We start from the raw sequence: 21477 nt of genomic DNA on the forward strand, positions 1-21477 counted from the left end.
TCGACTCCCTTAAGATTAGTAATTTCGCTTTTTATTATAACGCTAAGAAAGCCTAATGTACAAAAAATTCTAACTAATACCCTTTCCTTTGCCGTTCATAATTTACTTCATTTTTCTCGAAGTATGCTTTCTCCATTTCCTCTTCTGTAAAACCCAACGCCTCCGCAAGCTCAAGATACTCATCTAGCATTCCCCAATACGTATCTTCTGTCTTTTCGTTGTTAAAAGAAAGGATGCTTTCGTATAACCGAATAAACATGGCGGTCACCGAAATATCAGCCTTTTCTTTTCGTTTGGCAGCATTGCGGATTTTCCCATCATAACCAAGTTCAATCCCAAGCGAAAGCATAAAATGAATGCCATCCACGAACTCTTCCAAAATCACAGCTTTTTCCGAAGACGGTTTTAAACTCCAGAATTTAAAGCATCTCGTCTCATTCGCGAGTTCCCCTAACTCTACCAGCAAAGCGAGAATTTTACGTTCGAACAAATCTTCTTCCTTTAGAGCGTGCTTCTGCTCGATATGATGATCCAGCTCTCTTTGCATTCCGAAAAGTTTTTCGTAGTTCATAATGTCCTCCTATACTTATAATATTTTCAAACTATATCACTAGTGTTGCATAAATAATGTCTTAATATTCAGTTTAATTGTCTTTCTCGCTTAAAGCCAAAAAAGTAAATACCCAACCAAAGGTGGCTCCATCCATTTGGGAATTTATTTACAATTAGACATTTGCAGCAACGACAATTCCTTTTATTAAGGGATCGTTTTTCCTTCCATCTTACGAAGCCAAACCTGCGCTGGTTTCCACAACGCAGCTTTTAAATAACGGCTAATTTGTAAGGTTTTCCGCTTGCTTTTTGTTTCGACCTGCGCAAGTACATGAAGGCAAAAAACAATAAGGGCAATAAACACTTGATTTTGAATAGCCCATTCACTTTGACCGTAAAACTTTTTGATATTAAGATGTTGCTTTATCCATTTGAAAAACAGTTCTATTGCCCAGCGTGACTTATACATCTCTGATATTTCTTCCGCACTTAAGTCAAAGCGATTTGTGATTAAATGAAGGGTATTTCCTTTTGTATCTATCACTTTTAAAAGGCGAAAGTAGTTTTCAGCACGGTTTTGAGTCGTACCTATCAGAACCATTTGATCCGATAAAACAGTCGAGCCCTCGGGTAGTTTGAAATCATAAACTTCCCTGATAACAGCGTTTTTTCTTAACCTGGAAAGGAAGAAGTACCCTTCATCTGTCATGCGATCAAATCGCTCGTAGTCTAAATAGCCCCGGTCAAAAACATACATGCATTCTTTATCATCCACCAGAATTTCAAGCTGACCACGATCATGTTCTTTTGCGGTGGTCATGATGGCTTTTTCGGGATAGGACTTCCCATCTTCCATGAAAACAAGGCGTAGGTGTAACTTTACTCCTCCCTTTTTCTTACGGAATTTCGCCCATCTATGATTGGTTAAATTAAGTGGCAATGTGCTTGAATCAATGATTTTTAATGGCATAATCAGTTTTTTATAGTGTGTTTTGACATGGATTTGTGAGACTAAATCAAGAAATAGCCTTTGAAACAAATCTGGATTTATTCCGTTTAAGCGCCGTGACAGCTGGGAAATACTAATCGAATCAAGGTCGATTTCTTTTTGAAGTTGGTCATCAAAAAGACAATCACTCAGTGCATGAAGACTTTCGACTTCTTGTAGCTGTGCATAAATAAGTAATTTTAAAAACGATTCTGTCGTCAACTTTTTCGTATAAAGATCTAATTTCAATGTTTTCACTTGTTCTTCAAACAACGGAAGATTTATTGATGAAAACCATTGTCCAAATGAAGTTTTTCGTGTAACCTTATCCATGGGTTTGTCCTTTATTAATAGATTTGGATGGGTTACCACCTGACATATCTATTATAAAGGACTTTTTCTTTGCGTAAAATAACTTACCTGAACATTTTGAGTATTTTTAATAGTGGAATTAAATTAATGCAACACTAGTGAAACTATATGTTGAATTTAATGTTCTCTCATTTTACCACCGTTGATTGGAGAGGAATGCGCCGACTCCGGCGGGATTAGCGTGACAGTCGAGACCCCACAGGACGGGAAGCGTCCGAGGAGATAGAAATGCTGAAGCGCTTTGTTCAGCCCCGACGAGCGCTGGAGGGCCTGACAATGAAGTCGCTCTTTGACTTCAATGGCAGGACCGAAGCGGCTCGAGGGGCTAAGCGCTGAAGCTGGGCAGGCTCGACGCACGCCCCGCGGAAAGCGTGCGCCTGGATCGGAAATCAACATTCTTATTTATGAGGTAATTATTTTGTGCAACTAATATAGGAAATACAGCAGCAAAGTGATTTCAATTGCAGCAATTACAGGAAAACCAACCCGAAAAGATGTATGCTTCGTTTTATGGCGGAAAACACGCATTCCTGCAGTCATCCCAATTCCTGCTCCGAATAGAGCTGTCAGCCAAAGCTGCCTTTCACTGACTCTGTATCTTCCTTCCCGCGCAAGTTTTTTATCCCTTCCCATTAGGAAGAACCCATACATATTCCAAAAGAGCAGCAATGCCAGCAATACAGCTTTAGGCTCCAATCCCCTCATTCCTCCTAAAAAAGCCATCCCCTTAACGGGAATGGCTTTCATCAGTATCTTACTTATTGAATTGAGCTTTTGCAGCGTCAGCAAGCTGAGCGAATGCTTTTTCGTCGCTGATTGCAAGATCAGCAAGCATTTTGCGGTTCACTTCGATTCCTGCAAGCTTAAGACCATGCATCAAACGGCTGTAAGAAAGACCGTTCATGCGTGCAGCCGCATTGATACGAGTGATCCAAAGTTTACGGAAGTCGCGCTTTTTCTGGCGACGGTCGCGGAATGCATACATCAAAGATTTCATAACCTGTTGGTTAGCAACTTTGTACAATGTATGTTTTGAACCGTAGTAACCTTTTGCTAATTTTATAACCTTTTTACGACGCTTGCGCGTAACAGTACCGCCTTTTACACGTGGCATGTAATTTCCCTCCTATATATGAATCGAAATCCTCGAATTTTACTTGATGTTGTCAAGCAGGTGGCGAATACGCTTGAAATCGCCTTTTGATACAAGCGAGCTCTTACGAAGCTTACGCTTTGCTTTAGTAGATTTGTTTGCGAATAAGTGGCTAGTGTAAGCGTGTGAACGCTTCAGTTTGCCGGATCCTGTTTTCTTGAAACGCTTTGCAGCGCCACGGTGTGTTTTCATTTTTGGCATTTGGGACTTCCTCCTCGTTACTTGTCGTTTTTAGGGGCTAAAACAAGGAACATGCTGCGTCCATCCATTTTAGGGTGGGATTCAATCGTAGCTACTTCCTTGCACGCTGCAGAGAAACGATCCAGAACGCGCTGGCCGATCTCCTTATGGGTGATTGCACGACCTTTAAAGCGAATCGAAGCTTTCACTTTATCGCCTTTCTCCAAAAACTTGATGGCATTGCGCAGCTTTGTGTTAAAGTCATGCTCATCAATTGTCGGGCTGAGACGTACTTCTTTGATATTAATAATTTTTTGGTTTTTACGTGCTTCTTTCTCTTTCTTCTGCTGCTCAAATTTGAATTTTCCGTAGTCCATGATACGGGCTACAGGGGGCTTCGCATTCGGGGCAACCAGAACAAGATCGAGATTGACACGAGCTGCAATTTCAAGCGCTTCAACTTTTGATTTGATTCCCAGCTGCTCGCCATTTTGGTTGATGAGACGAACTTCACGGGCACGGATGCCCTCGTTCAACAGCATATCTTTGCTAATAGTTAGCCACCTCCAGGGTTTTATCGGAATACATTGTTTGGGTTAAGAATGCACACACTGCACGGCCAAGCCGCTCCCTTAAGAGATCTCAGTGATTGGGCTGCAGCGGCGGATTCCCATTTTTTTCAAATAAAAAAGTGCGGGCTGAATCACCCACACTTTACGAGTCATGAACAAATGAATAGTTCTACGTAAAACCTGGCAACTGCACTTCAGCGTCAATCAGGTGAGAAGCGGGTGCTTCTTCTTTTCCACAAACCGTATTCTTTTTTACCTTTGTAACTATATCACAAGGATTGGGTTGTGTCAAACATCCCATCACCATTTACTGCAACGAAATGTATTGTAGCAAATCCCTGCAGTTTGTGCAACATCTTTTGAAAAAATGGAGACTTTATATTTATTTTCTTGCTTCTTTTTCGAAGTTTTCCAGAAAAGCAGCGAATGACATGGTCTCAGATTTCTGTTCACCATATTTACGGACGTTGACTCCATTTTCTTCCATTTCTTTGTCACCGACCACTATCATATAAGGAATCTTTTGCATTTGGGCTTCGCGGATCTTGTAGCCAATTTTTTCATTGCGGCTATCCAGTTCGACCCTGAATCCTCTTGCCTTCAATTTATTTTGCACTTCTTTTGCATAGTCAAAATGCACCTCGGGCGATACAGGGATGACTTGGACCTGGACAGGTGCGAGCCATGTAGGGAATGCACCCTTATATTCCTCGATGAGGAAAGCAACAAATCTTTCCATTGTCGATACGACACCGCGGTGGATAACTACTGGTCTGTGCTGTTTTCCATCTTCCCCAACATAAGTTAAGTCAAAGCGCTCTGGCAAGAGGAAATCAAGCTGTACTGTTGACAATGTTTCATCTTTGCCAAGTGCTGTCTTCACTTGAACATCGAGCTTCGGTCCATAGAATGCTGCTTCTCCTTCAGCCTCAAAGTAGTCGAGGCCCATTTCATCCATAGCTTCCTTCAGCATGCTTTGTGCCTTTTCCCACATTTCATCATCATCGAAATATTTCTCTGTATCTTCCGGATCACGATAAGAAAGGCGGAAAGAGAAATCGCTGATAGAAAAGTCCTTGTACACTTCCTGAGTTAGTTGAACAACACGCTTGAATTCTTCTTTGATTTGATCAGGGCGAACAAAAATATGGGCATCGTTCAGAGTCATGCCTCTTACCCTTTGCAATCCTGACAATGCGCCTGACATTTCGTAGCGATGCATTGTTCCAAGCTCGGCAATCCTGATTGGAAGCTCCCGATAGCTGTGAATGCTGTTTTTGTAAACCATCATATGATGCGGACAGTTCATCGGGCGAAGGACAAGCTGCTCGTTGTCCATATCCATGACAGGGAACATATCTTCCTGATAATGGTCCCAGTGGCCAGATGTTTTATAAAGATCAACACTGCCCATAACAGGTGTATAAACATGGTCGTAACCTAGGCTGATTTCCTTATCCACAATGTATCTTTCAACGATACGACGAATCGTTGCACCCTTCGGCAGCCAGAGCGGCAACCCTTGTCCCACAAGCTGTGAGTTCGTAAAAAGGCTTAATTCCTTGCCAAGTTTCCGGTGGTCGCGCTCCTTCGCTTCTTCAAGAAGACGAAGGTGCTCAGCAAGGTCTTCTTTCTTGAAAAAGGCTGTGCCATAGATGCGCTGAAGCATTTTATTATCGCTATTTCCTCTCCAATAAGCTCCAGCAATGCTCAACAGTTTAAATTCTTTGATTTTTCCAGTGGAAGCGAGATGTACACCGCGGCAAAGGTCAAAAAATTCCCCTTGCTCATAAATCGTAACCGTTTCATCCGCAGGGATGGCCTCAATCAGTTCAAGTTTGTACTCATCTCCAATTTCCTTGTAAAGCTTAACCGCCTCGTCCCGGCTCACTTCTTTTCGAACGATTTCCAGATTTTCATTAACAATTTTAGCCATTTCCTTTTCAATTGCCGGAAGATCTTCAGGGGTCAATGAAGTTTCCAAATCAATATCATAATAGAAACCGCTCTCGATTACTGGCCCGATTCCCAGCTTCACGTCTGGATATAGCCGTTTGATTGCCTGCGCCATCAAGTGCGCAGTACTGTGCCGAAGCACTTCTAGCGCTTCATTGCTTTCCGGCGTAATGATTTCTACTGCTCCATCTTTCTCAATCGGACGACGGAGATCATACATTTCCCCTTCCACTTTTCCTGCAACCGCCTTTTTCTTTAAACCCGGACTAATAGAAGCAGCGATATCTTCAATGGTCGTGCCGAACGAAAACTCCTTTACTGCTCCATCCGGAAACGTCATTTTCACATTGTTTGCCATGATTGCTCCTCCTCTTCATCTGTTTGGCGGAAATTCCCGCCTGCCAATTGGCTAAAAATAAAAAAACCCATCCCTAGAGAAAGGGACGAGTTTGTAAACACGCGGTTCCACCCAATTTTCCGCTCCGTGAAAAAAGTACACAGAACAGCTTAGGTCCTGATAACGGCAGGGTGCCGTCAGCTGCTAATTACCCGTTAGGGCGTTCACGACTGAAGTTCAGAGGCGGTAAGCATTTCTTTAGTGTTAGGAAGCTTGCACCTGACCTTCCCTCTCTGTGAACCTGTAAAGATTGCTCATGTCCTCATCAGTACATTTGCTCAAAATAGAATATTATGTAGGTAATTATAGTGGGTAATAACGGCAAAATCAAGTGCCTGCTGAGGACATTTTTCTATCATTCAATTTGCTTGGCTTCTTTGCTTCATAAACTCAAGGCTTTCCCGAATGATCACCCGTTCTTCAAAGATGTTCTGGATTGTCCGGACAAGCGGCTGGTCAGGATGTTCGGGATAGAGAAAAATCGTTGATGGTGCAATAGAGAGCAGCGGAGCGATTGTAACGGAATCGACATATACCGGATGGTTCACTAGGAGTTTCCTGTCAATCATATGAAACAGTTCACTCCTTTTCAGCTCTTGATAATCGTGATCATAGAAGACAGTTTCCCCGTTCATCAGCAACACATGCAGTTCATCTTTGAGAGGAGTTCTTTCTGAAAGGAAAGCCCTAAGCGTTTCAATAAAAACCTGATATTCCTGTTCCATTTTGTACTCATCGATACCAATTTCCACATAGCTGTATAGTTTTTCGATAAATGGCTTTAACCTGAACCTTGCAAAGGAGTCAAAAGAGAAAGAAATATTGTCTGTAAGCATTTCTTGTATCTCTTCATGGATTAATTCTTTTTCATCCTGCCCTGTCAGAAAAGGCTCTAAGTCTCGTCTCTTCCCTTCCAAAAGAGACGAGATGATGGATAATATTTGGTCTTGCTCCTCTTCTTCAGTATAAAAAAAGCGTTCTTTTAATATCCAGCGAAAAAAATCATCCCGCTTATGAGTAAGAATAAATTCATAGAAACCTTTCCGTATACGTTGAATTTCCTCTCCTGACATTGAGGGTTTTATGATTACCACACTGTTTTTGCCTTCATCCACAAGGATTCTTCTCTCCTCATGCAAGCTTGGCATATTCCTCACCAAATGCTCATGCAGGTTTAATGCTTCCCTGCTATTTTGGAAGACGATTTCAATCAACGATATCCCCCCGTTGTATATATTCTCTGATTTCATGTATATGGGGGACTTGCCGTATTTAGAAGCAGAGGAAATCACGACTTCAAATATTTGGACGCAAACAATCACGATAAAAAAAAGCTGGACTCATTCCATATTTCGGGATTAGTCCAGCTTTTTTGTTTTTTGTTCTCTTTGCACTTTAATATTAGCCCATCCAGGAAAGTCTATAAAATGAATATGTTTTCTGTGAGCTTGGAGATCCGAGACAGCTTTAACAGCTATATCCTCCTGTTAGCACCATCTACGAGGACAGGATCAGCAAGGTACTTGATTCTCTCTAAAATTCGGGCAGCTTTCAATTGTTCCTCGCCACCGCGCTGGCTATGCGCTAAATGATGCTGAAGATCTTGCAAATCATAGTTGGAAGAAAACAGGGTTGGCAGGTTCTCGACCATCCGATATTGAAGAATAGGACCGAGAATATCATCCCTGATCCAAGCACTCATTGTTTCCGCTCCAAGGTCATCGAGCATTAAAACCGGAACTTTCTTAATTGCATCCAGCTTATCTCCGATGGAATTGTCTCCAATGGAATTTTTCATTTCACGGAAAAGCTCCGGAGCATAAATGAGTAAAGAACTAACTTGTTTTTTCGCAAGCTCTCCTGCGATCGCTCCTAATAGGTACGATTTCCCCGTACCGAACGGCCCGTGAAAATACAAGCCTTTTTGCCGTTCTCCAGGCTGATATTTTTCCACGAAATCTTTCGCCATCTTAATTGCCATGAATCTTTCTTTATCAATCTCAATTTGGACAAAAGAGGCTTTTAAGATTTCTTTCGGGACAAACATGCTCTCGATCAGGCGTTCGTTCTTTTTATTTTCATCATAAAGCACTTTCTTCGGACAACGGTCATACTTGACATCAATAAACGAACCGTTCAGGACAAGCACTGGTTCGTATCCAGGAATCATGTTCCCACAGGATTCCAGACTGCTGCAGCTTTTGCACGCTTTACTCTGAGAAGTATACTCATGCAGCTTCATCATGCTTTTATCGACCGTTTCCCGGGAAATGCTGTCCCCATTCCTCCGCAGAAATTCCTGGATGCCCGGGTCGCTGAGCACTTCATTCCGCTGAGCTTCGTACCGTTTCTGAAAATCAGGACTCTTTGAAAGCTTCCTGAGCGTCTCGTTGATCTTCTGCATGGACATCACCTCCCGCCATCAAATTTTTTCAATTCCTCTTCCAGTTTCTTTCTTTCTTCCTCAAAGTCAAAGTCTTCTTCCACAGAAGGCTTGCGTGTCTCACCTTTTTTTTCAAACCATTCAGGAAGGTGTTCTTTCTTCGAATTTCTGACAGTGGTTGAATTCTTGCCTTTCTTCTCTTGCGCCCATTCCAAATACTGACGATGTTCTCGCTTCGCGAGCTCCATCGCATCTTTCACCGTTTGAATCCGCTTCCTGGACCAGTGTCCAGCGATTTTCTCGATATACCCCTTATTCAGTTTCATATCCGTCTTCAACATAACATACTCGATAAGGACATTGACAACGCCGGGCTCTAACTTCTGTTTGAACATAATCTCCTCAATGATCTGAAGGTCATTCTTCGTAGGAGCCGCACCTTCGGAAATATGAAGTAAATATTCACGCGGAGAGGTTGTTTCTAAATATTGAATGAGCTGTTCTTCCGTTGAATCCGAGTTGCCTGTCGAAACACGTTTTTGAATAGGCTGAACCCTGTCAAGCAATGCCGGAAGTTCGTCATTGTTTTCAAATTGGTACCAATCCCTTGCCGATTTTCTTAACTCTTCGATATCGATTTCATCGTCCTCCGTCAAGGATCCAAGGAGTAAATTCTTCATTTGCAGCACATCGATTCCGTAAAGGAAGCTTAGTTTTCCTATCGCTCTCTTTACCTTTTGAGTAAGAGCTTTTGAGGGAATCAACGATTCTTGCAATCCTGCCAGCAGGAGTTCGAAATCAAACTCCGCCTCGACTTTTATTCCCATTGGATCAGAACGTCCAATGAAAGCCTCTCCCTCCGCGGCATCCAGGTCTTCTGCCGCACTTTGTGCGATCTTCAATGCTTCGCCAGAGACGGAGGCAAAGACATCTTGAAATGAACGAGTCACTTCTTCGTAACTCTGATCAGTATCTGCACCCTTCCTGTCCGCAAAAAACCGCTTCAATCTGTTGAATTGAGTCCTTCCTACTTTGCGGTATAGGTATATATTCAACATCCCGTCTAGAAAAAATTGTTCCGGAGACAAAGGCGGCTGCAGTTCATAAATAAAGGACCTTTCTCTCTCCTTGCGGACATATGTCTTTAGAAGCCCTATGGCTTCAAGCTTGAGTCTTGCACGGTAAATTTCATCAAGGCCGGATCCGGTTATCGTCATAAGGCTATGATGAGTTACTGTTCCGGACCAAAGCCTATTCTCTTCCAGTTCTGCCCAAAGGGTAAAATACAGGCTGAGACACGAAGGACCTATCAATGGTTGGTAAAGAAAAGTCAATACCTTCCTATCGTATTCCTGAATAAGTCCGCTAGAGGAAACAGTATAATGATCGACCGGTAAAATTTCCTGCCAATGATGTCCCATATAATTGCAACTGCCTTTCCGGGCCATTCAAAAAAGCGGCAGTCCCGCCAAAAAAAGAGCCAGAAAACACCTTCGACTCTTTTAGCCCTGTTCTTTCTTAATCAACTCTTTTAATTCTTCAATGAATACATTGATATCTTTGAACTGCCTATATACGGATGCAAATCTTACATACGCAACCTCGTCAACTTTGGCAAGCCTGTCCATCACCATCTCACCAATCGCTTCACTTTTCACTTCGGCAACTCCTTGGTTCCGCAGTTCTTTTTCCACTTCGGAAACAATTGTTTCAAGCTCTTTTAGCGCAACAGGCCGTTTTTCACATGCTTTGATCAAACCTCTTAAGAGCTTGTCCCTATTGAACTCTTCCCTTGTCCCTTCTTTCTTGACCACAATGAGCGGAGTCTCCTCCACTTTTTCAAACGTGGTAAACCTATAGCTGCACGCTTCGCATTCCCGCCTTCTCCGTATCGATTTCCCTTCATCAACCGGGCGGGAATCGAGTACACGGGTCGAATTGTTTTGGCATGCTGGACATTTCATATTTCCATCAGCTCCGAATTTTTTCTATCTTCCATTATGCAATGTTCATACTTCTATCTTATTAAAAAGAAACCCTGCAAGCAATGGATTAACCGCTATTAGTCACTTCAATAACGGGAGACGTTCCCCGAGACTTTCATAAAGAGAAACCACTTTCCTTTTCAAAAGAGGATAGGTTCCGAGAATAGATAGCTTTTCTGTGGATAGGACAAAATCTACTGCAGTTGTATATGGTTTAATCGTTATCACAGTACAAACAAGAAAAGATGACCCATTGCCAATGTCAGCCGATATTTCCCCATGCTCGGGCGATTTGCTGATAATCTTAGCCATTGGATCTCGTCGGAGAATTTCCTCCACCACATCAAAAGCCTGCTGAAAATTGACTTTATAATACCTAGTAATCAATGCTGCATCCTGGTGGTTCTCCTTTGTCTCACAAAGCTTCTTATAGCGGCCCATTTAAGATACCTCCATCTTGCTTATTGGTATTATTTTAACTTATTTCAGTAAAAATGAAAAAGAGGTGTATTCATACACCTCTCATGTTAGTTTCGATTATTATAATGCCTTAGCCTGTTTGATTTGTACAGGACCCATGCCTCTTGGAATCTCAATATTCTCACGTGTCTGGGCTCCAAGCGCTTCACCTATGTAGTCTGCAGCAATGTTAGGATTTAGATCCCCGCATGTATAGACATCAATACTAGCATAACCATGTTCCGGAAAGCTGTGAATAGTTAAATGTGATTCAGAGATAATGACAACCCCGCTTACACCTTGTGGTGCAAACTTGTGGAAAGCCACTTCGCGGACTTCAGCACCTGATTTCAGCGCTGCCGCTACAAAAGTTTGTTCAATATAATCCATGTCATTTAACTTGTCAAAATCGCAGCCCCATAATTCAGAAATTACATGACGACCCATTGTTTCCATTATTCAGTTTCCCCCTCTTACTATTTTAGCTACTAAAATGAATTTCTTATTTTTTTATGGCCGTTAACTACCACGGGGGAAAGTTAGTCCAAAGAGGTCCTAACCCTTTAAGCAGCTAAACATAACCTCGGTAAGAAGTTCACGATGACTAGTATATATGGTTTAATTTCGTTTTGCAATATAAATTTCCTGAAAATATTTACTAAGGTTATCAGTACTGTTAATGGAGGTAAAATTGCTTTCATCCCAACTTATTCAAAATAGAACAGCAAACAAGCCTGCGCAGTAAGCACAGGCTTGTTTGCTGTTCTATTGAAGTATTTAACCGACCTGTACAGCAGATGTTTCAGTCATTGCTTTTGCAACATGGTTAGTTAAATCAACAACCCGGCAGGAATATCCCCACTCGTTGTCATACCATGCAAGCACCTTGACTTTCTTATCTCCAATTACCATTGTAGATAACCCATCGATAATTGCAGAATGTTGATTTGTATTAAAGTCTATAGAAACAAGCGGATCTGTTGTAATATCAAGAATTCCCTTTAAAGCACCTTTTGAGGCTTCAAGGAAAGCATCATTAATTTCATCCACTGTCACTTCTTTTTCCAAATCAACTACTAAATCAACAAGCGAAACATTAGGTGTTGGAACTCGAAGAGCCATGCCATGCAATTTACCTTTTAATTCAGGAAGCACAAGGGAAAGCGCTTTCGCAGCCCCGGTAGACGTAGGGATAATCGATTGACCGCAAGAGCGTGCCCTTCGCAAATCCTTATGTGGGTTATCAATGTTATTTTGGTCATTAGTATAAGCATGGACAGTTGTCATCAAGCCATTATTGACTCCAAATTTGTCATTCAAAACCTTGGCTACTGGAGCCAGGCAGTTTGTTGTACAGGAAGCATTGGAAATGACATCATGCTCCTCAATTACAAGTTTGTCATGATTTACTCCCATTACCACTGTAATGTCTTCTTCTTTTCCTGGAGCAGTCAGGATAACTTTTTTCGCGCCTGCTTCGAGGTGTAGCGCTGCCTTGTCTCTTGAATTAAACTTTCCTGTCGCTTCTATGACAATATCAATATTGTATTCTCTCCAAGGAAGCTCTGCAGGGTTGCGGTTGCTAAGCAGTTTAACTCGTTTGCCGTTTACAATCAAAGCATCTCCTGCTGGAACAACTTCTCCATGAAACTGCCCATGTGTTGAATCATACTTAATCAAATGAGCTAAAGTTTCCGCCGGATAGCTTGCATTAATGGCGACAACCTCAAGATTATTATCAAGAATAGCTTTTCTAAAAACCATTCTTCCGATTCTCCCAAAACCATTTATTGCGATTCTTGCCTTCATATTACGGCCCCTTCCACATTAATGTTATACTCTAATACCCCTCATCAGTAATCAGTATAACACAATTGAAATTATTTGTGATTATTAAAAACACACATTTTAAATATAAAATAATTCAGAAAAAAGTTCTAAATTCAATGGCAAAAAAAAAGAACCTTTTCAGGTTCAAATCCGCCATTTTGCAAGACTCTGCTCAAGCTGGACGTTAGTTTCTTCTACTGTTCTACTGTTGTCTATGACTGAATCTGCAAGCTTCACTTTATCCCTAAGAGGCATTTGCGAGTGAATTCTTGCCAATGCTTCTTCCTTAGAGTAATTATTTCTTGCCATCAGCCTTCGAAGCTGTGTCTCTTCATCAACATATACGACAAGAATCTTGTCCACCATGTTTTCGAGTCCGCTTTCAAACAAGAGGGGGATATCCAGTACGACTGCCTTTGCATTTGATTGAATCGCTTCATCTCTTTTCTCTGCCATCCTCCTCCTTACGTCTGGATGTACAAAGCCATTCAGGAGCTTTCGTTTGGCTTCATCATAGAAAACAATACTGCCAAGCTTCGCCCTGTCGATATTACCATCTGGGTGCAGAATTCCTTCTCCGAATTCTTTCACAATCTTTTCATATGCGGGTTCACCTTTCTCGACTGCATTCCGCGCTTCAATGTCAGCATCTATGATTGGAAATCCTCTTTTTTCTAATAAACGTGATACGGTGCTTTTGCCGCTTGCTATCCCGCCAGTCAATCCAATGATGACCCCCATTGCTTTTCCACCTCTTCTTTGCCTTAGCCTGCAGGCTGGCAGGATGGACAGTAATGCGTCCCCCGGCCGCCGACTACACTTTTCCTTATTGGTCCCCCGCAATTTTTGCAGGGCTTATCTTTTCTCCCGTATACATTCAACTCCAGCTGAAATAAGCCCATCTTACCTTGAGAGTTGATATAAGTGCGGATTGTACTGCCGCCTTTATCTACTGCTTCTTTCAAGGTTGCAACGATTTCTTTATGAAGCCTATAGGTTTCAACAACAGTTATGGAACTGGCTAGTCTTTCTGGATGAATACCTGCCCGGAACAATGCCTCATCGACATAAATATTGCCAAGACCAACTACCAGTTTCTGATCTAGCAACGCTGCTTTAATTTTTCTATTGGTCTTACCCAGCCTTTCTTCAAGCAGTTCTGGAGTAAATGCTTCAGAAAAAGGTTCAGGTCCCAAACCGGAAAGAGGTGGATGCTTGAATTCAGTCCCCTTCCCGAATAGATGGAATGTCCCGAACTTCCTTACATCGCGGTATCGCAATTCACTGCCATCCGTAAAAGCAAAGATAGCATGCACATGCTTGTCACTTTCTTCTCCATGCTTGGAGAGCATGTACTTCCCTTCCATTCGCAAATGCGAAACAAGCGCATAATGAGGTGTATAAAAAATGAGAAACTTCCCTCTCCTGCTAACCGAGTCTATTTTCTCCCCTTTAAGGCTGTCAATAAATAAGGCTGTTTCTACCGGTTGTTTCACCATTTTCGGCCATCGCACTTCTACTTCCTCTATCTCTTTTCCAAGGACTAGAGTCTCAAGAGTCTTCCTAACGGTTTCCACTTCTGGCAATTCAGGCACAGCTTCTCCCCCCTACTTCGCATCAAACCACGTTTTTCCATAAGCAAAATCAACCTTAAGCGGAACATTGAGTTCGACTGCGTTTTCCATTACGTCAGGGACAATATCTTTCATTACTTCAATCTCATCCTGAGGAACTTCAAAAATCAGTTCATCATGTACTTGCAGCAGCAGCCTGGAACGCAGGTTTTCCTTCTTCAGCCTTGCTGCCATTTCAATCATTGCTTTTTTAATGATATCTGCCGCACTTCCCTGGATCGGCGTATTCATTGCAGTCCTTTCAGCAAAGCTTCTCAAGTTGAAGTTACGACTTGTAATTTCCGGAATATAACGTCTTCTATGAAGAATGGTGCTAACGAACCCTTTTTGCTTCGCATCCTTCACAATGTCTTCCATATACTCTTGGACGCCCGGATAGCTCTTTAAATATCTTTCAATGAATTGCCCAGCTTCCTTCCGTGAGATACCAAGGCTCTGTGATAGTCCATAATCGCTTATTCCATACACAATTCCAAAATTAACTGCTTTTGCATGCCTTCTCATATTTGAAGTCACTTCGTCCGGTCCAACATGGAATACTTCCATGGCTGTTTTCGTATGGATATCGAGGTCTTCCCTAAACGCTTCCATCAGCTTTTCATCCCCAGCGATATGCGTCAGTACCCGGAGCTCAATCTGGGAATAATCAGCAGCGAAAATGACCCAGTCTTTCTCGGAGGCTACGAATGCCTGCCTGATTTTCCTACCTTCTTCTAGCCTGATAGGAATATTTTGAAGGTTAGGATCCGTCGAACTAAGCCTGCCTGTCTGGGTAAGCGCCTGATTAAAGCGGGTATGAACCTTGTCGCTTTTTTTATTCACTACTTTTTTCAAACCTTCAACATACGTTGACTGAAGTTTGCCCAGCTGGCGGTAATGCAGAATTTCCCTGATAATTTCGTGCTTTGGCGCAAGCTGTTCAAGGACATCGGCTGACGTCGAATATCCTGTCTTTGTTTTTTTGATAACCGGAAGCTTGAGCTTATCAAACAGGATGACTCCTAGCTGTTTTGGCGAGTTAATATTGAATTGTTCCCCTGCATGCCGGTATACTTCAGCTTCAATTTTTTCGAGCTTGGCCTTGATCTCGCTTCCCATATCCTCCAGCCTAGCAGTATCTAGCTTGATCCCTTGGAATTCCATATCGGCCAGCACAAGAGACAAAGGCATTTCAAGATTAGTGAACAATTCCCATTGTTCATTTTCCTTCAGTCCTGCCGTCAGTGTATTCTCGAGTTCCAACAAAAGTAGAGCTTTCCTTACGATATGTTCTGAAAGCCTTTCTTCTTCCGGTATCGCCCTCTTAGCGCCTTTCCCGTAGAAGGCATTGTCCGACTCAGGTCCTTTCACACCGTGAAGCCTTGCCAGTTCTGATAAATCCTCTGCATTTTCCGAAGGGTTCAATATATAGGATGCTAAGAGAACATCGAACTCCACCCCTTTTAAATGTATGCCTCTATGGCGAAGAACAACTTCCGAACGCTTCGCATCATAAACGGTTTTTATGCAGGTTTCATCCTCTGCCCATTCCTTAAAAGCTTTAGAATCCAAAGCGTTTTCAACTGAAAAATAGAAGTTTCCTTTTTCATTAACGACTGCCAAGCCAACGATGTTTGCATAATGATAATTATCATCGAGAACCTCTACGTAAAAAGCATTCTCTTTCGAAAAAATATCCGCAGTTACTTCCTCCATGCATTCAAACTGGATTTCTTCTAACTCCAATTTTTCCACATGCTCGCCATTACCATCATCAATCTTATCTAACAAGGAGTTGAACCCCAGCTCCCTGAACAGCTTCAGCAATCCTTCCTTCTCATACCCTTCGTATTGGAGCGCAGACAACTCCAAACCAATGGGCACTTTCCTTTCGATGGTTGCAAGCTGCTTGCTCATGACAGCCTGATCCTTAAATTCCCGAAGCTTTTCCTGAAGCTTTTTCCCTTTTACCTCATCAACGGAATCAAGAAGATTTTCTAACGTACCGAATTCCTTCAATAATTTGATAGCCGTTTTCTCCCCAACCCCCGGAACACCAGGAATATTATCAGAGGAATCTCCCATCAGCCCTTTCATATCAATGATCTGTTCTGGTCTGAGTCCATACTTCTCCTCAATATGTTGAGGTGTGTAATCCTCGATATCAGTAATCCCCTTCCTTGTAATACTGACAGTGGTTGTATATGAACTCAGCTGGGTGAGGTCCTTGTCACCAGAGATGACCTTCACTTCAAACCCATCCTTTTCTGCTTGAGATGACAAAGTCCCGATAATATCATCTGCCTCGTAATTTTCCAGTTCGTACTGCTTTATTCCGTATGCCTTAAGAAGTTCCCTAAGTAAAGGAAACTGTTCGGAAAGTTCTGGAGGTGTTTTTTGCCTCCCTCCCTTATACTCACTGAATGTTGCATGCCGGAAAGTCGTCTTTCCGGCATCGAAAGCGACTAGCATATGTGTCGGCTTCTCATCCTCCATGATTTTCATCAGCATCATGGTAAAGCCGTATACAGCATTCGTATGGATACCTTTATCATTATTGAGCAGCGGCAGCGCAAAGAAAGCCCTGTATGCAATACTGTTGCCATCTATTAGTACAAGCTTATTCTCTGTCATCTTTCTTCCTCCTTCATCATCCTTTTGACAGGCCATTTGGCAAAGCCAATATGAACATATTTTGAAGCAGCGACCATCTATTTCCTGACATTTATTCTACCATGAGATAGAAGAGAAAGAAAAACAACGGCCTTGTCCTTAAAAACGGAAAAAGGACGCAAGCGGGGTCGGCTCACGTCCTTTTTTCTGCTCCTTGGATGAAGGGGTTTACAATAAGAATTGTAACAGCACATTGTAAAGCAACAATGAATCCATTGTTAATATACTGTAAAATTGGTAACCCCTTCTCCCTTTTCCGTTATTTCGGTACTTTTTTCTTAAGCCTTATGTAGAAAACAGTTCCTTTACCCACTTCGCTTTTCACTTGGATGCTCCCTTTATGGGCTTCTACAATGTGTTTGACAATAGCAAGACCTAGTCCTGTACCACCAGAATTCCTGCTTCTCGCCCTATCGACCCTATAAAAACGTTCAAAAATCCTCGGTATCTCTTCTTTTTCAATTCCAATTCCAGTATCCTTCACCTTAACAATGATTCCGTCTCTGTAATCTCGCACGGCTACAGAAACCAAACCGCCATTTGGAGTATAGGCTATTGCATTGCTGATAAGGTTGATGAAGACTTGCTTCAGCCTGTTTGCATCACCTTCCGCCGTTGTTTCTTGTTCAGGCTCTGTAAATTCGAGGCATATTTGCTTCTCATTCGCTCTAGATTGAAGAATAGCTATTACTTCTTTTATTTCCGTAACAATATTGATTTCTTGCAAATCAAGATAAAATCCTTGCTGCTCCAGCTTGGACAAATCAAGCAAGTCTTGAACAAGCGTTTGCAGCCTTTCACTTTCCTTCAAGATGATGGGGAGGAACGCCTCAAGACTTCCCCTATCATTCATCGCTCCATCTAAAAGCGTTTCAGTGAATCCCTTGATCGAAGTAATCGGTGTTTTCAACTCGTGTGAAACATTTGCAACAAAGTCCTTTCGCATCTGTTCCAGTTTCTTTAATTCCGTAATATCATGAAATACAAGAAGAACACCTTTCCAAACATTATTCATGCCGATAATTGGCACTCCATACACATGGAAGTGTCTTCTTTCAATTCCTAATGGAAGCACCACTTGCCGAGCGGTCCTCTGCTCCGTCATAAAAATATCTTCGATTAGCAGCCGGATTTCCTTATGCTCTACTACTTCATAGTATAGTTTATAGAGGTAATCCGCCGGTTCCACATCAAAAATATCTTTATAGGCTCTGTTGATTAAATTGATATACCCTCGGCTGTCAATAAGGATCAGCCCGCTCCCCATGCTTTCAATTAGCGTGCTTAACCGGTCTTGCTGCATTTCCTGCGCTTTCATCAACTCTTCAAGATTTCGTGCAAGAATATTGATAGAGGCCCCTAACATCCCAGTTTCATCACTATGATCCTCATACGTTCGAGCTCGATAGTTTCCCTTTGCAAGCTCCATTGCTACATTTGTAGCTGAATCAATCGGTTTCGTATAACGGTTGGTAATCTTTGATACAATGAAAATAATCAGAACCATCGCCAAACCGATGCTGATTCCAAGGATGGACCAAATCCTGCTCTCCACTGCCTGATATTCCTCTGATTCCCTTTCAAGGAGAAGAAAATAGTCTCCTTTATTCCCGCCGAAAGAAAGGGGGTAATACTTCCACGCAGCATCCCCGTGGAAAAACGGTTCACTGCTTTTATTCAAGCTTCCTTGCAGTGCTTTTTCGACGGCCTTTCTTTGGCCTTCCTCGGAATGATGTTGATGATCATTACTGTCGAAAACATTTTTATCTCCGTGAAAGACAAGTATCCTTGTGCTTAGCTTCTTTGCCGTATCCTTTAATTCCGTCTGTTCAAGCGTCTCAATATTCCCTTGTTTCTCAATGATTCCGGCTGCAATGTCTGCTTCCCCTTGAAGCTCTCTATTAAACATTTCATGATGAAAATTCCTGAATGCTTGGCTTATAAAGAATCCTAAGATGACCATCACGGTAATCAGGAGGCTGGCTAGTGCAACGAAAAGCCGCATTCTGTACTTTGTCATTCCGTTCTTGGTTCCTCCAGTTTATAACCTAATCCGCGAATGGTTTTAATATAAGAAGGTTTTTTTGTGTTCTGTTCAATTTTTTCCCTTAAGTGGCTAATATGGACATCCACGATTCTTGTATCACCTGCAAAGTCATAATTCCACACCGCGCTTAACAATTGGTCCCTTGTAAGCACTCGTCCTTTGTTTTTCGCAAGATAAAGCAAAAGCTCGAATTCTTTTGGCGTTAATTCCAAGAGATTTTCAAGGAAGTAAGCCTCATAGAATTCCGGTAGAATCTTAATGTCGCCAATCAATAACGTATCCGCCGTTTCCTCTTCCTGCTTCGTTGCGGCATCCTGATGAAGCTGAGCTCTTCTTAAAATAGCTTTTGTCCGCGCAACTACCTCCCTGGGACTAAAGGGTTTAGTCATATAATCGTCCGCCCCTAGTTCCAATCCTAGTACCTTATCAAACTCGTCATCTTTCGCTGTCAGCATTAAAATCGGGGTCATCACCTTTTGCTGCCGAAGCTCCTTGCACACTTCAATTCCATCAAGCTTTGGAAGCATTAAATCCAGAATAATTAAATCTGGATTCTCTGAAACAGCCAGATCTTTCCCTTCCTCGCCGTCTGCAGCAGTCAGTACGGAGTACCCCGCCTGCTCTAGATTGTATTTCAGCAGTGTTAGAATCGACTGTTCATCATCAACTACCAATACTTTTTTGTCCATAATGCCCTCCAAATAAGAAATTACCCCATTTCATCCAAAATTGCATATTACTATTATAAAGGGAAACTAAAAAACAAAAAAGAGGTGTACATTCGTACACCGGCATTCTCACCAAAAGTTTTCGAGTATATTACCATCTAATGTATTTAAGACATAAGGAGGACAAACAGCTAATGTTCCCTTCAGTACTGCCTCTTTCTCTTCGTTTACAGCTTCCACATCAATCATAATGAGATGTCCTTCTTTATCCACGTCGGTTACCTCAAACAAAAACTCTACAGTTGCATAATGATAAACCGGTTTTACAAATTCAATTTCCTGTTTCACGACTCTGCTCCCTGGCCCCGGAAGATACTTGGATATCGCGGATGTCACGATGCCAGATAGCATGACAGATGGAACAATCGGTTTTTTATAAGGTGTTTGTGAAGCGTAATCATGCTGAATGTACAGAGGGTTTGAATCATTCGTCAACCCAAGATACAGCAATAAATCCTTATCCTCTATTTTTTCTGTCAGTGTAAGCTTTTCCCCTGCAGCGATTTCTTCTATCGTTCTCCCAAGCTTTCGCTTTTTTCCTAGCAACATTGTTATTCCCCCTTGATGGTCCCCGAAAATTTGTTTGTAAAAAAAGGGGGAAAGATTCCCCCTATTTTCTGTTCCTCCATAGTCTGCTGTAATTTAAGCGAGAATCTCCATCACCTTTTGAACAGAATCTGCTGACTTATCAAGCGCGGCTTTTTCTTCTGGCGTCAAATCCAACTCAATGATTTTTTCTATGCCGCCAGCACCTAAGATTGTTGGTACTCCTAGATAAATTCCCGCATATCCATACTCTCCTTCTAGAAAAGCAATGGATGGAAGAACACGGCGCTGATCTTTAAGAATGGCTTCGACCATTTCAACAAGCGAGGCTGCAGGTGCATAATAGGCACTGCCATTACCAAGCAAGTTCACGATTTCACCGCCGCCTTTGCGGGTGCGCTCCACGATTGCATCAAGGCGATCTTTTGGTATTAGCTTCTCTAATGGGATGCCACCAGCGTAAGAATAACGAACAAGCGGAACCATATCATCGCCATGCCCCCCAAGGACAAAGCCCGTTACATCCTTAACGGAAAGATTCAGCTCCTGTGCGACAAAAGTACGGAATCTAGCTGTGTCCAGCACTCCCGATTGGCCGATAACCCGATTTTTCGGAAATCCTGATTCCTTAAAAACCGTGTAGGTCATTGCATCAACCGGATTCGTCAACACGACGATGAAGCAGTCGGGAGAATATTTTACAACTTCCTTTGCAACACTCTTCATGATTTTCTGATTTGTCTGCACTAGGTCGTCCCGGGACATACCTGGTTTACGCGCAATTCCTGCTGTTATTACCACAATATCTGAATCCTGGGTGTCCTCATAATTAGCAGTACCTGTGATAATTGCATCAAAGCCTTGGACTGGTCCAGCTTCGAGCATATCAAGGGCCTTCCCTTTTGTGGGATTTTCCATTTGTGGAATATCGACAAGCACAACATCCGCAAGCTCTTTTTGGGCAATCATGAAGGCTGTTGTTGCTCCAGTAAATCCGCCGCCGATTACAGAAACTTTTTTACGCTTCATTGGCACTATTATTC

21 protein-coding genes and 2 other annotated features are annotated in these 21477 nt (G+C 42.3%); all 21 genes read right to left on the reverse strand.

Annotation, left to right across the window (positions count from 1 at the left end; all coding sequences use genetic code 11):
- Positions 1-73: 73 nt before the first annotated feature.
- Entirely contained in the window at positions 74-571 is a 498-nt protein-coding gene (locus BQ5796_RS11295; protein WP_071460332.1) for a dUTP diphosphatase, read from the reverse strand.
- A gap of 186 nt (positions 572-757) precedes the next feature.
- Positions 758-1873, reverse strand: a complete 1116-nt coding sequence (locus BQ5796_RS11300) for an IS4 family transposase (RefSeq protein ID WP_071460333.1) — start codon at positions 1871-1873, stop codon at positions 758-760.
- A gap of 465 nt (positions 1874-2338) precedes the next feature.
- Positions 2339-2608 carry a DUF1294 domain-containing protein gene (locus BQ5796_RS11305; RefSeq protein WP_234969335.1) on the reverse strand — a complete coding sequence of 90 codons (270 nt, stop codon included), beginning with the start codon at positions 2606-2608 and terminating at the stop codon, positions 2339-2341.
- Between the two features lie 58 nt (positions 2609-2666).
- The gene (rplT, locus tag BQ5796_RS11310) at positions 2667-3026 is read right to left on the reverse strand and encodes a 50S ribosomal protein L20 (protein ID WP_071460335.1); all 360 of its coding nucleotides are present in this window, start codon (positions 3024-3026) and stop codon (positions 2667-2669) included.
- 39 nt (positions 3027-3065) lie between these two features.
- Entirely contained in the window at positions 3066-3266 is a 201-nt protein-coding gene (gene rpmI, locus BQ5796_RS11315) for a 50S ribosomal protein L35 (protein ID WP_071460336.1), read from the reverse strand.
- Between the two features lie 17 nt (positions 3267-3283).
- Positions 3284-3787, reverse strand: a complete 504-nt coding sequence (infC, locus tag BQ5796_RS11320) for a translation initiation factor IF-3 (protein WP_071460337.1) — start codon at positions 3785-3787, stop codon at positions 3284-3286.
- A gap of 137 nt (positions 3788-3924) precedes the next feature.
- Positions 3925-4054 (reverse strand) — a sequence feature (ribosomal protein L20 leader region).
- 145 nt (positions 4055-4199) lie between these two features.
- On the reverse strand, positions 4200-6131 hold the full coding sequence (thrS, locus tag BQ5796_RS11325; protein WP_071460338.1) for a threonine--tRNA ligase: 1932 nt from the start codon (positions 6129-6131) through the stop codon (positions 4200-4202).
- A gap of 78 nt (positions 6132-6209) precedes the next feature.
- Positions 6210-6448: a binding site (T-box leader), on the reverse strand.
- An 81-nt stretch (positions 6449-6529) separates the two neighbouring features.
- Entirely contained in the window at positions 6530-7384 is an 855-nt protein-coding gene (locus BQ5796_RS11330) for a putative sporulation protein YtxC (RefSeq protein WP_071460339.1), read from the reverse strand.
- A gap of 260 nt (positions 7385-7644) precedes the next feature.
- Positions 7645-8574: a primosomal protein DnaI gene (gene dnaI / locus BQ5796_RS11335; protein WP_071460340.1), complete on the reverse strand. Its 930-nt coding sequence runs from the start codon at positions 8572-8574 to the stop codon at positions 7645-7647.
- 5 nt (positions 8575-8579) lie between these two features.
- Positions 8580-9974, reverse strand: coding sequence for a replication initiation and membrane attachment family protein (locus tag BQ5796_RS11340; RefSeq protein WP_071460341.1), 1395 nt, complete (start codon positions 9972-9974; stop codon positions 8580-8582).
- 81 nt (positions 9975-10055) lie between these two features.
- On the reverse strand, positions 10056-10517 hold the full coding sequence (gene nrdR / locus BQ5796_RS11345; RefSeq protein ID WP_071460342.1) for a transcriptional regulator NrdR: 462 nt from the start codon (positions 10515-10517) through the stop codon (positions 10056-10058).
- 102 nt (positions 10518-10619) lie between these two features.
- Complete coding sequence (locus tag BQ5796_RS11350; protein ID WP_071460343.1) at positions 10620-10979, reverse strand: hypothetical protein; 360 nt, start codon at positions 10977-10979, stop codon at positions 10620-10622.
- 99 nt (positions 10980-11078) lie between these two features.
- Positions 11079-11453 carry an adenosylmethionine decarboxylase gene (gene speD / locus BQ5796_RS11355; protein ID WP_071460344.1) on the reverse strand — a complete coding sequence of 125 codons (375 nt, stop codon included), beginning with the start codon at positions 11451-11453 and terminating at the stop codon, positions 11079-11081.
- A gap of 321 nt (positions 11454-11774) precedes the next feature.
- On the reverse strand, positions 11775-12806 hold the full coding sequence (locus tag BQ5796_RS11360) for a glyceraldehyde-3-phosphate dehydrogenase (RefSeq protein ID WP_071460345.1): 1032 nt from the start codon (positions 12804-12806) through the stop codon (positions 11775-11777).
- A 165-nt stretch (positions 12807-12971) separates the two neighbouring features.
- Positions 12972-13568, reverse strand: a complete 597-nt coding sequence (gene coaE / locus BQ5796_RS11365; protein WP_071460346.1) for a dephospho-CoA kinase — start codon at positions 13566-13568, stop codon at positions 12972-12974.
- Between the two features lie 23 nt (positions 13569-13591).
- Positions 13592-14422, reverse strand: coding sequence for a DNA-formamidopyrimidine glycosylase (gene mutM, locus BQ5796_RS11370; protein WP_071460347.1), 831 nt, complete (start codon positions 14420-14422; stop codon positions 13592-13594).
- 12 nt (positions 14423-14434) lie between these two features.
- Positions 14435-17074 carry a DNA polymerase I gene (gene polA, locus BQ5796_RS11375; RefSeq protein WP_071460348.1) on the reverse strand — a complete coding sequence of 880 codons (2640 nt, stop codon included), beginning with the start codon at positions 17072-17074 and terminating at the stop codon, positions 14435-14437.
- Between the two features lie 298 nt (positions 17075-17372).
- Positions 17373-19133: a two-component system histidine kinase PnpS gene (gene pnpS / locus BQ5796_RS11380; protein WP_071460349.1), complete on the reverse strand. Its 1761-nt coding sequence runs from the start codon at positions 19131-19133 to the stop codon at positions 17373-17375.
- Positions 19130-19849 carry a response regulator transcription factor gene (locus BQ5796_RS11385; protein ID WP_071460350.1) on the reverse strand — a complete coding sequence of 240 codons (720 nt, stop codon included), beginning with the start codon at positions 19847-19849 and terminating at the stop codon, positions 19130-19132. The genes pnpS and BQ5796_RS11385 overlap by 4 nt, the downstream gene beginning before the upstream one ends.
- Positions 19850-19957: 108 nt before the next feature.
- Positions 19958-20437, reverse strand: coding sequence for a MaoC/PaaZ C-terminal domain-containing protein (locus BQ5796_RS11390; RefSeq protein WP_071460351.1), 480 nt, complete (start codon positions 20435-20437; stop codon positions 19958-19960).
- A 93-nt stretch (positions 20438-20530) separates the two neighbouring features.
- Positions 20531-21463 (reverse strand): malate dehydrogenase, encoded by a 933-nt coding sequence (gene mdh / locus BQ5796_RS11395; protein WP_428839318.1) that lies wholly within the window; start codon positions 21461-21463, stop codon positions 20531-20533.
- Positions 21464-21477: the final 14 nt, after the last annotated feature.

It is taken from the genome of Bacillus massilinigeriensis (genome assembly GCF_900111815.1).
GTDB lineage: Bacteria > Bacillota > Bacilli > Bacillales > Cytobacillaceae > Mesobacillus_C > Mesobacillus_C mediterraneensis.